General features: G+C 67.5%; 7 protein-coding genes. All 7 read right to left on the minus strand.

Annotated elements, in window-relative coordinates; all coding sequences use genetic code 11:
- Nucleotides 1–9: 9 nt before the first annotated feature.
- Complete coding sequence (locus BJG92_RS03100) at nt 10–4,167, minus strand: AAA family ATPase (RefSeq protein WP_232082560.1); 4,158 nt, start codon at nt 4,165–4,167, stop codon at nt 10–12.
- A 269-nt stretch (nt 4,168–4,436) separates the two neighbouring features.
- The gene (gene guaA / locus BJG92_RS03105) at nt 4,437–6,026 is read right to left on the minus strand and encodes a glutamine-hydrolyzing GMP synthase (RefSeq protein WP_232082561.1); all 1,590 of its coding nucleotides are present in this window, start codon (nt 6,024–6,026) and stop codon (nt 4,437–4,439) included.
- Nucleotides 6,027–6,193: 167 nt separating this feature from the next.
- Nucleotides 6,194–6,703 (minus strand): DUF3817 domain-containing protein, encoded by a 510-nt coding sequence (locus BJG92_RS03110; RefSeq protein ID WP_232082562.1) that lies wholly within the window; start codon nt 6,701–6,703, stop codon nt 6,194–6,196.
- A complete protein-coding gene (locus tag BJG92_RS03115) occupies nt 6,700–7,590 on the minus strand; it encodes an SURF1 family protein (RefSeq protein ID WP_232082563.1) in 891 nt (296 codons plus the stop codon). The genes BJG92_RS03110 and BJG92_RS03115 overlap by 4 nt, the downstream gene beginning before the upstream one ends.
- Before the next feature lie 60 nt (nt 7,591–7,650).
- Entirely contained in the window at nt 7,651–8,139 is a 489-nt protein-coding gene (locus BJG92_RS03120) for a PTS sugar transporter subunit IIA (protein WP_232082564.1), read from the minus strand.
- Nucleotides 8,140–8,211: 72 nt separating this feature from the next.
- On the minus strand, nt 8,212–9,963 hold the full coding sequence (locus BJG92_RS03125; RefSeq protein WP_232082565.1) for a glycerol-3-phosphate dehydrogenase/oxidase: 1,752 nt from the start codon (nt 9,961–9,963) through the stop codon (nt 8,212–8,214).
- A 74-nt stretch (nt 9,964–10,037) separates the two neighbouring features.
- The gene (locus BJG92_RS03130) at nt 10,038–11,174 is read right to left on the minus strand and encodes a GuaB3 family IMP dehydrogenase-related protein (protein ID WP_232082566.1); all 1,137 of its coding nucleotides are present in this window, start codon (nt 11,172–11,174) and stop codon (nt 10,038–10,040) included.
- Nucleotides 11,175–11,252: the final 78 nt, after the last annotated feature.

Genomic DNA, 11,252 nt, shown 5'->3' on the forward strand with positions numbered 1-11,252 from the left:
GGTGTCGGGCTACCCCCAGTGCGGGGGCTTCTGCTCCTCAAGCCAGGAGTCGTGATCGTATCCGCTGGACTGGTCGCCCCAGCGCCGCGGATCGTCCTCAGCGGCCTTGTTGGGCAGCACACCCTCGGGAACCGCAGCGTGGGCCGCGGGCTGGCGGCCTGCTTCGTCCGCCGGGGCCTCCTGCCGGTCATCGGTGGCGTAATCACCGGCGTCGCTGTTCCGGACGTCGCTGTTCTGGACGTCGCTGTTGTTCCGGTCATTCCCGTCTGTACTCATGCCGCCGGTCTCCTCACTGCCGTTCTCTGTTTCGTGCCCCGCGCCCTCCGACAACCCGGGCTGCCGCTGTGGCTGCCCTCCGCCGGCCTGCGAGGCTTGCGAGGCCTGCGCATCGCTGACCGCAAGGTTCTCGACGTCATCATCGAAGAAGCCCGGCGAGGTCCGGTTCCGGCTGGACACTGCCGGCTTCTCCAGGCCCAGGTAACCGCCGATGCGGTCGGCGCACGCCGAGGGATCAGTGAAAACCTCGATGGTCCACAGTGGCATGTAACGCCAGCCAAGCCGCTCCAACAGCTGCGGCCGGAGCCTGCTGCGTTCACGGACGGTCAGCTGCCGGTACTGCTCGGTACCGTCGGACTCGATGGCCACGGGCCGGGGGATTTCCGCATCGTCCTGGCCGATGGTGCTCAACGGGTCGGCCGCCGCCACCATGTTCAGCGCGCCGTCGTACTGGTGCCACACACGCGCGCCGCGGGCCCTGAGCCTGTCGCCGAGATCTGCCACGAGCGGGTCCGCGCCGAGCGCCTGCTCGCTGGCAGCCGCCCTCGAGGCCGGACTGCCCAGATCGGTGTTGCCTGCGATTTCGCGGTCCAGCAGCTCATAAAAGTCAACAGCGCCGTGGCTCAGCCGTGTCACGTCCAGGTCCTCCGGACGGAAGCAGCTGAGCACATGCAGCGATCGTCGCGCCCGGGTCATTGCGAGGGCGAACTTGGCGCGCCCGCCTTCTGCGGACAGCGGGCCCAGGTTGTGGAGAGCTCGCCCGTGCGGGGTACGGCCGTAGCCCGGGGAGAAGATCACGTGGTCGCGGACCAGTCCCTGGGCGCGTTCGAGGTCCACCACCCGGAAGGACTCGTCGCCGGCTGTGAAGAAACCGGCCAGCGACGGGTAGTTGGGCAACTGCAGGCGGATGGCCTCGCCGATCCGTGCCGCATGACGCAGGCTCCCGGTGACGACAGCCAGCGACGTCCGCGGCCGAAGCCGGGCGTGTTCGAAGACGAGCTCCACCGCCCGATTCACTTCGGCGACGACAGACTCGACGCCGTCGTGGTCCGCGCTGGGCAGTCCCGTGCCGTCGGGCAGGTACTCCACGCTCAGCGCCCGGTCCAGGCCGGTCGCGGACTGTCCTTCGGGAAGCCGGCGGAGCCCGCCGTCGTAGAAGCCCTTACTCAGCTGCCGCACGAGGTCTTCGTCCACGGCGCGGTACACGGTCCGGAGGTTCCAGACGGGAAGCACGCCGGCGAGGGCCTTGTAGGCGCTTTCGACACCCTGGTGGGAGCTCTCCCCCGCGGCAAGCCGTTCCACGCTGACAGTGAAGGTCCGCGGGCTGGCAATTCGGTCGTCGCCAAAGGCAATGACCTGCTTCGCCCGGGCGATCGCCGGGAGCACGGCCTGCAGGGAAGTCGCCTCGGCGTCGAGGATCACGACGGCGTCGAACCTCTGCTCCACCGGGAGCGTGCCGGTCATAAGGTAGGGGCTGACCGACCACACCGGTACGAGCATGGGCAGCAGCTCCGGGGCCTGCCCGGTCAGGGCTGCCAGAGTCACCCGGCCGTCCTTGAGCAGGCTCCGGAGCAGGTCCGCCTGGCGCGGGTTTTCCGCGAGGGCCGCCCGCCAGCGTTCAGCGAGTTGCCAGCGCAGCCGCGCCGCGCCGCTTGCTATGTGGGCGTTGTCCGCGAGGCGGTACTCGGCTTCCAGCTGCCGGAGGGCGTCGCCGTCGGACATGGCGAGGTAGTCATCGCCGCTGATCATCGCCTCCAGCGCCGACTGCCACCATGCCAGCTCAAGTTCCGCTGCCACGGACTCTGCGGGGACCTCGCGCTCGGCGAGGTCGGCGAGCAACTCGCCGAGGCCGTGCTCACGCATGTTCTCTACGAGGAGCGTCCGTTCCGGGAGGGTCTCCAGGGTGCCGGTGTCCTCGACCAGGCGCGAGAGGCGTTCCATCAGTTCTTCGTACGGCGTGTCATACAGTTCGCTGCCGGCGGCGGTGTGCCGGACGGCCTGTCCGAGCTCGGCGAGCTCCGTCTCCAGCTCGCGGTACAACGTGATGATGTCCGCGAGCCCGGAAGGGACGGCCGGATGGCGCTGCGTCGTGGCGTAGCCGGACCACGCGGCGCGCTGGTCCTGGACCAGGACCAGCGAACTGTGCAGGTCCGCGATGTGCACGCCGGGCCGGACGTATTCCTTCGCCACCCGGCGCAGGCGGGAGCGCTGCATGGAGGGCATCTCGATGTTCCGCTCGCGGCGCCAGGCGGAAGCGGCTGTCGCGGAGATGAGGTCGTGAACGGGGCGGTCGAAGATGTCCGGGGTGAACTTGTCGAGGCTTTCGCGGACCGCGACGAGGAGCTCGATCTGCTCGCCCCACTCGGAAAATGTCTGCCCCAGGCTGATCTCGGCGTGTTCGGCGACGCCGTCCATCCGCCCCTGCAAAACGGGGAGCTTTTCCGCAACGGAGCGGGCGACCTGCTGGGCTTCCTGGGTTTCCTTGCGGGTCAGGAGCCGCGCCCCGTGCCACGGACTCGTGGTCGAGGCCCGGCTGAAGCTGCCCAGCTCGGCGGCGCGGCGGAGCCGTCCGGCCAGCTCCTCACGGTCCCGGATGCTGTCCAGCACGCTGCGCTTGAGCCGGACCGTGGTGGCCGGCGCTTCCGGCTGGATGGAGGTTAGCGCGGCCAGCGACTGCATGGCCTCATACGGGGAGCAACCCCAGCGCTGGCGGACGTTGTGAAGCGATGCGACATGGTCCCTGAGAGCGTGCCGGTGACCTGTCAGGGTGGTGTGCAGGTTGCTCAACTGCGGCTCGAGGGATTTCTCATTGCGCACAATGGCCCGGAGCAGCTGGCCCTTGAGTTCCAGCGGGGTCGCATTGCCGTTGAGCTGGAACAGCATGGAATCGAGTCCGAGCGAATCCAGCTGCGCGGAAATCTCGTCCAGGCTGGCGCGCCTGTCCCCCACCACGAGAACGGTTTTGCCTTCATCGACGAGAGCGCCGATGGTGTTGATGGCCGTCTGGGTCTGGCCGGTGCCCGGCGGGCTGCTGACCACGAGGGAATCCCCGGCACGGACAGCGTCAACGACGTACTGCTGGTCCGTGTCGGCGTCGAGCAACAGGAACTCATCCGCCGGGTCGCGCTCATCAGTGCTCGGGAAGCGGCCGACCTTCAGCTCGGGCACCTCCACGGGGCCGCCCGCGGCGGCGCGGCCCAGCGCTGTCACGAGGGCGTTGCTGGTGTTGATCCACGGGTCGTCCAGGTTTCCGGACAGATCGGCGAAAGTGGAGACGAGGAGGTTGTGTTCCACTTCGGCACCGTGGATCGGCTGGATAAGCGTGCTCAGGCGGTCCAGGACAGGCTGGGGATCGAAACGAGCGGTGCTGTAGGCCATCCGGGTCACGGCGTTGACGTCGAAGACGATCCCGTGGACGGTCTTCAGGTGCCGGACCAGGGCGGGGTTGATCTTGGCCTGCTCGGTCAGCTGCAGCTCGTAGTCGTCCTCATCCGGACGCACGGTCAGCGATATGGCGGTCAGCATGACCGGGGCGGAGACCCGCTGCGGTTTCCCCCCGACTGCTGAGGTCCAGACGACCGTACCGGCCGAGAAATGCCCTGCATCAATGCCGCGATCGTTGGTGAGTTCGAAGATCTTGGACCGGAGGTTGCGTGAGGCCCGCGCTGCGACGACGTACTGCTGGCGGTCGCGGATCAGGGTGGAGAGCCGGGTGCGGCGGCCCGCCATTAGCTGTGCCAGGCCCGAGGGATGCGCATGCGTCAGGTCAATGGAGCCTTCGGGCGTCTTGGTGAAGCGCAGCATCGTATCTGCCCCGGTGACGGGCTTAAGCCCCGACAGCCATTTCCTGAGCTCCTCGAAGCCCTCGGGGTGGCCTTGACCAACTGACACTTCTGCCTTCTTTTCTGTGCTCGCGTGTTTTGTACCCGCGTATTTTGTACCCGCGCGGGACGTCCTGGACCATACCGGCATGCTTTCGAGGGTAGCCCGAATCCGCCTCCGGTGAGAGCCCGCAACACTGACAGCGGCCAAATTGGACTCGAATTCGCGCTGTTCGAAAGATTGCCGCGGAGCACCGGACCGAGACTCCGGCCGGTCCGTGGACGCGAAACGGCCGGCCTCCAATGGGCCGGCCGCTGCACTCGCCTAGATCGCGAGGGCTATTCCCACTCGATGGTTCCCGGCGGCTTGCTGGTCACGTCCAGCACTACGCGGTTGACCCCGTCCACCTCGTTGGTGATCCGGTTGGAGATGCGGGCGAGCAGATCGTACGGAAGCCGTGACCAGTCCGCTGTCATGGCGTCCTCCGAGGACACGGGACGCAGGACAATCGGGTGGCCGTAGGTGCGCCCGTCGCCCATGACACCGACGCTGCGGACATCCGCCAGCAGCACCACCGGCATCTGCCATACCTCGTTGTCGAGGCCTGCAGCGGTCAGTTCGGCGCGGGCAATGGCGTCGGCCTTGCGCAGCAGGTCCAGCCGCTCCTTGGTGATGTCGCCGACGATCCGGATGCCGAGGCCCGGCCCGGGGAAGGGCTGGCGGCCGACGATCTCCTGCGGGAGTCCGAGCTGGGCACCGACGGCGCGGACCTCGTCCTTGAACAGTGCGCGCAGCGGTTCGACGAGTTCGAACTTCAGGTCCTCGGGGAGCCCGCCCACGTTGTGGTGGCTCTTGATGTTGGCCGCACCTTCGCCGCCGCCGGACTCGACGACGTCGGGGTACAGCGTGCCCTGGACCAGGAATTTGATCTTTTCACCGTGGGCCGCTGCCTCAGCAATGATCGCCAGTTCGGCTTCCTCGAAGGCGCGGATGAACTCCCGGCCGATGATTTTGCGCTTGGTCTCCGGATCGCTGACGCCGGCCAGGGCGCTGAGGAAGCGCTCCTGTTCGTTGGCGACGTAGAGCTTGACGCCTGTGGCGGCCACAAAGTCGCGTTCGACCTGCTCGGCTTCGCCCTCGCGCAGCAGGCCATGGTCTACGAACACGCAGGTCAGCTGGTCGCCGACGGCGCGCTGGACCAGGGCGGCTGCTACTGCCGAGTCCACGCCGCCGGACAGGCCGCAGATGACCCGGGAGTCGCCGATCTGGTCGCGGATCCGCTGGACCTGCTCGTCCAGGATGTTGCCCGTGGTCCAGTTCTGTTCCAGTCCGGCGCCCTTGAACAGGAAATTCTCCAGGACCTGCTGGCCGTACGCCGAGTGCTTGACCTCGGGGTGCCACTGCACGCCGTAGAGGCGCTTCTCCTCGTTTGCGAAGGCAGCGACGTCGGCGCCCGCCGTCGTCGCGAGGACCTCAAAGCCGTCCGGGGCCGCATGCACGGAGTCGCCGTGGCTCATCCAGGTGCTCTGGTGCTGCGGCATGCCCTCAAGAATGGAGCGGCCCTCGCCGATGGTGGTGGTCTCGGTGGCACCGTACTCGCGGAGTCCGGTCTGGGCCACCTCGCCGCCCAGGGCGTTCGCCATGGCCTGGAAACCGTAGCAGATGCCGAAGACCGGGATGCCTGCCTCGAACAGGTCGGCGCCCACGCTGGGGGCGCCTTCGGCGTAGACGCTCGCGGGGCCGCCGGAAAGGATGATCGCGGCGGGGTTCTTGGCCAGCAGTTGCTCGGTGCTGAACGTATGCGGAACCACTTCCGAATACACGTTCGCTTCCCGGACGCGGCGGGCGATCAGCTGCGCGTACTGGGCGCCGTAGTCAACAACCAGCACTGGCTTGTGGGACGTCTGGGATGAAGTCGGAGTAGTCACCGTACCAGCCTACTTTGCGCCGTCCTCCGGCCGCACCTTGAGAAGCCCGCCCGGACCCGGAATCATACTCCGGGTAAGCGAACTCACACGGGCGTCCGGTCCATCGGCATGGCGCCGCGGGGGCAGGAAGTGGCGGCCGACGGCGGGATGCCGCCGCCAGGCGCCGTTCAGTAGCGCTGCGGCGCCTGCGGGTTCGCGGCCAGCTCCGCTTCGACCTCGGCGTGGAACTTCTTCTCCACGAAGAACGACAGGAACGGCACGACGCCGCCGAGCGCGAGCACGACGAGCTTGGCGAAAGGCCAGCGCATGAGGGACCACAGGCGGAAGTTGGAGATGAGGTACACGACGTACATCCAGCCGTGCACGATCAGCACCGTGACCGAGAGGTTTATCCCGCCGATCACGCCGGGCGGCTCGGCGTTGGCGAATCCGAAGCCGTGGGGCTGGCCGGTGACGGCGTCGGTTCCGCCGGCGAAGAGGTACTGGCCGAACGCGTACCGGGCGATCAATTCGGCGCACAACAGGAGCAGCATGCTGCCGGTCAGGTACGCAAGCACCTTGTAGAACTTCAGGGCCGAGCGGATCTGGGCTTCGGTTCCGCCGAAGCGCCGCTTCCGCGCGGCCGTTCCCGTTCCGTTGGACTGCTGCGGCTGGATGGCCGGCTGGGGCTCGATCATGATTGCACTTTCGGGTCGGGGGTTCGCGGGTCGGGGGTTCGCGGTTCTTCGGGGTGCTGTTCGGCGGGGCGCAGTTGGGTGTGCTGCATTTCGGCGGCGTGCGCCTCGTCCAGTGCATCCTCAAGTCCGCGGTGGTAGTCATCCTTGACCAGGCGCCACCAGATGAACAGCGCGAATCCGGCAAAGACGACCCATTCGGCCGCGTAGAAAAGGTTCAGCCAGTTGACCTTCTGGGCCGGCGGCTGGGGGCCGATGTTGAGCGGCTTAACGTCGACGCCGGTTGCCGCCGCGCCGACGTCCCGGGCAGCCGAGAGCTCCGTGCTCGCCGCGACAAAGCCGGGGTAGCTGCTGACCTCCCAGACATTGATGAGTTCGGCGATGGAGACGGCCGTGGCCCGGCCGGGGCCGGCGTCGGTATTAGGCAGCGGCGCTTCGGACGGCAGCAGCCGGCCGGTGAGTTCAATGATGCCCGACGGCGGCGTCGCGGCGTCCGCGGGGTCCGCTACCCAGCCGCGGGCAACCGGAATCCAGGTCTGCGGCGAGGCTCCGGCGCCCGTCAGGAGCGGGGCGTCCTGCACGGCGAATGCCGCCACGATCCAGTAGCCCTTTTCGCCGTCGTTTAGCCGGCCCGGGACCAGGACCTGTTTCTGCGGATCGTAGCTGCCCGTTGCGGTGACCATCTGGTCCGCGTCCGATCCGTGGAAGAAGTCCCCCGGCTGCAGCACGGTGGTGAGCGGCTTGAGTTCCTCGGTGGTGGTGGCGACGGGGGCTTCCGGCTGGGTCGAGCGGCCGAACTGCCACTGGCTCAGCAGCACAAAAACCCCGGAAATAACGATCGCAAAGACGAGTCCTGCGATCCAGCGGGGTTTGAGGGCAGTTTTCAGCACCCCTTAACCGTACTTCGTCGGCGTGTAGAACAACGAACGGCTTTTGAGGGCGGGCCCGCCCTAGTGGTCGAAGAAGACCAGACTGGAGTTGATGAGCTCGGCGATCACTTCGGGATCGTAGGCCCGCCGGAGCGATTCGCGGAAGGATTCCTTGGACAGCGACCTGGCCAGCGTTGCGAGGACTTCGAGGTGGTCCGAGAAGGAACTCTCGGGCGTCGCAATCAGCAGGACCACAGTGGCAGGGCCATCGGCGGCGCCAAAATCGAGGGCCCTGCCGTATTTGGTGATGCCAACGGCGATGGACGTGCGGGACACGAACTCGCTGCGGGCGTGCGGCAGCCCGATGCCCCCCGGCAGCCCGGTAGCCAACTGGTGCTCCCGGGCGTTGACGTGCTGCAGGAAACCGTCAAGATCGGTGATCCTGCCCGCAGCGTGCAAACGCTCCGCAAGCTGGGACGTGGCATCGAGCTTGTCAGTGGCGTCCATCTCGAGGATCACCATCTCGGGGGTGGTGAGCCCGGCGTCGTACCGGTCCAGTGGTTCCGCCAAGTGGTGTCCCTTCGAAGTGGCGTGGGTGCGCCGTGCGGCAAGCCGGGTCAGCAGCCCTGCCGGCGCGGCGCGTCAGCGCAGCGGCACGATGTCCTCGACGCCCAATCGTGCGGCATCGGCGGACTCGTCGTCCGGCTGCTCCTGGCTCAGCCGTTCGGCGTCGACCCTGGCCAGATAGTTCTTGATTTCGCCCTCGCGCTGCGCGTCGCTCCAGCCGAGAACTTCCCCCAACAGTTTAGCGACTACCGGGGCGGCGGACACACCGCGGTCCCACGCCTCGATGGAAATCCGCGTGCGGCGGGTCAGCACGTCCTGCACGTGGCGGGCGCCCTCATGGGTGGCGGCGTAGACGGCCTCGGCGGCGAGGTAGTCATCGGCGCCCGGAAGCGGCTCGGCCAGTTCGGGGTTGCCGCTGATGAGGGCCAGCACCTCGGGGGCCATGGAGCCGTAGCGGTTGAGCAGGTGCTCGATCCGCGCGACATGGACGCCGGTCTCCTCGGCCATCCTGTTCCGCTTGTTCCAGGCGGCCTTGAATCCTGCTGCGCCCAGCAACGGAATGGATTCGGTGCAGCTGGGCGGGACACGCTCGTCCATGCTGCGGGTCGCCTCATCGACGGCGTCCTTGGCCATAACGCGGTACGTGGTCCATTTGCCGCCGGCCACCACCACCAGGCCCGGCACGGGGTGTGCCACCACGTGTTCGCGGGAGAGTTTCGCGGTCGAATCGTTCTCGCCGGCCAGCAGCGGACGCAGCCCGGCGTAAACCCCTTCGACGTCTTCGCGGGTGAGCGGGCGCTTGAGCACTTTGTTCACATGCTCAAGGAGGTAGTCGATGTCCTTGCTGGACGCCGCGGGGTGGGCCTTGTCGAGGTGCCAGTCGGTGTCCGTGGTGCCGATGATCCAGTGCCGGCCCCACGGGATGACGAAGAGTACCGATTTCTCAGTGCGCAGGATCATCCCCACAGTCGACTGGATACGGTCCCGGGGCACCACGAGGTGGATGCCCTTGGAGGCGCGGACCTTGAGCTGGCCGCGGTCGGTCACCATGGCCTGGGTCTCGTCGGTCCAGACGCCGGTGGCATTGATGACCTGCTTGGCCTTGATATCGAAGGTGGAGCCGTCCTCATGGTTGGCCACCTTCGCGCCGACCACGCGTTCGCCTTCGCGGAGAAACGAGACCACGGACATCTGGTTCACCGCGTGGGCGCCGTAGTGGGCCGCCGTGCGAATAAGGTTAGCGCAGTACTTCGCGTCGTCGACCTGCCCGTCGTAGTAACGGATTGACCCCACGAAGGCGTCGTCCTTGAGGCTCGGTGCGGCGCGCAGGGTGCCCCGGCGGCTCAGGTGCTTGTGGAAGGGGACCCCGCGGTTGTGCCCGCCGGTGATGGACATGGCGTCGTACAGGGCAATGCCTGCGCCGACGTAGGGCCGCTCGAAAAATGGCTTGGTCAGCGGGTAGAGAAATGGCACCGGCCGCGCCAGGTGGGGGGCCAGCACGGAGAGAATGAGCCCGCGTTCGTGCAGCGCTTCCCTGACCAGGGCGAAGTCGAGCATCTCCAGGTACCGGAGGCCGCCGTGGATGAGCTTCGAGGACCGCGACGACGTTCCCGCGGCCCAGTCATTGGCCTCGACGATGCCGACGCTCAGTCCGCGCGTGACGGCATCGAGGGCGGCCCCGGTGCCGACGATGCCACCGCCCACGATGAGGATGTCGAGTTCCTTGCCCGGGACCGTGGTGCCCCTGAGCACCGCCAGTGAAGCCTCGCGCTCCGCGGGCCCGAGGGCACCGCCGGCCATGGGGGAACCGCCGGGAAAACTGTTCATGTCAAGCCTCCATCCGGATCAATGCTCGTAGTGCACCACACTACTTCCAAGTTCCCCGGATGGGCAGGGGGTGATCAGTTACCTGCGTACGGCGACACGACGACGTCGACGCGCTGGAATTCCTTCAGGTCCGAATAGCCGGTGGTCGCCATCGAACGGCGCAGCGCCCCGATCAGGTTGGACGTCCCGTTGGTGTGGTGGCCCGGCCCGAAGAGGACCTCTTCGAGCGGTCCGACGGTGCCGACGTTGACCCTGTCGCCGCGGGGAAGTTCCAGATGGTGGGCCTCCTGGCCCCAGTGCCAGCCCTTGCCGGGGGCTTCTTCTGCGCGGGCCAGCGCGCTGCCGAGCATGACGGCGTCGGCACCCATGGCGATGGCCTTGACGATGTCGCCGGAGGATCCCATGCCGCCGTCGGCGATGACGTGGACGTAGCGTCCGCCTGATTCGTCCATGTAGTCCCGGCGGGCTGCGGCGACGTCGGAAATCGAGGACGCCATGGGCGAGTGGATTCCGAGGGCACGGCGGGTGGTGGTGGTGGCGCCGCCGCCGAAGCCGACCAGCACCCCGGCGGCACCGGTACGCATGAGGTGCAGCGCCGGAGTGTAGCCGGCGGCTCCGCCGACGATCACGGGCACGTCGAGTTCGTAGATGAACTGCTTGAGGTTCAGCGGCTCGTGGTCCTTGGAAACGTGCTCGGCGGAGACGGTGGTGCCGCGGATGACGAAGATGTCGACGCCGGCCGCCACCACCGTCTTGTAGTGCTCCTGCGTCCGCTGCGGGGTGAGGGACCCGGCGACGGTGACGCCGGCGGCGCGGATCTCGGCGAGGCGCGAGGTGATCAGCTCCGGCTGGATGGGCGCCTGGTAGAGCTCCTGCATCCGGCGTGTCACGGCGGGGCTGTTGGTCTCGTCCTCGAGTGCCGCTATCTGGTCCAGCACGGACTGCGGATCCTCATAGCGGGTCCAGAGGCCTTCGAGGTCCAGCACTCCGAGTCCGCCCAGACGGCCCAGCGCGATGACGGTCTCCGGCGACATGGCCGAATCCATGGGCGCCGCGATGACAGGCATGTCGAACTTGTACGCGTCGATCTGCCAGCCGACGGATACGTCCTTGGGGTCACGGGTGCGCCGGTTCGGGACGATCGCAATGTCATCCAGGGAGTAGGCACGACGCCCACGCTTGCCACGGCCAATCTCAATCTCATAAGTCACGTCACCACCTTACTGGACACCGCCCCGGCGGCGAGTCCGGACAGGCCACCGCCCAGTTCCCGCCCCTCGCGCCCCACC

It is taken from the genome of Arthrobacter sp. SO5 (assembly GCF_020532805.1).
Lineage (GTDB): Bacteria > Actinomycetota > Actinomycetes > Actinomycetales > Micrococcaceae > Arthrobacter.

Excerpts from the sequence above, each read along its gene's own strand:
- BJG92_RS03110 (WP_232082562.1), bottom strand. The coding sequence starts at position 6,703 with ATGATCGAGCCCCAGCCGGCCATCCAGCCGCAGCAGTCCAACGGAACG.
- BJG92_RS03125 (WP_232082565.1), bottom strand. The coding sequence starts at position 9,963 with ATGAACAGTTTTCCCGGCGGTTCCCCCATGGCCGGCGGTGCCCTCGGG.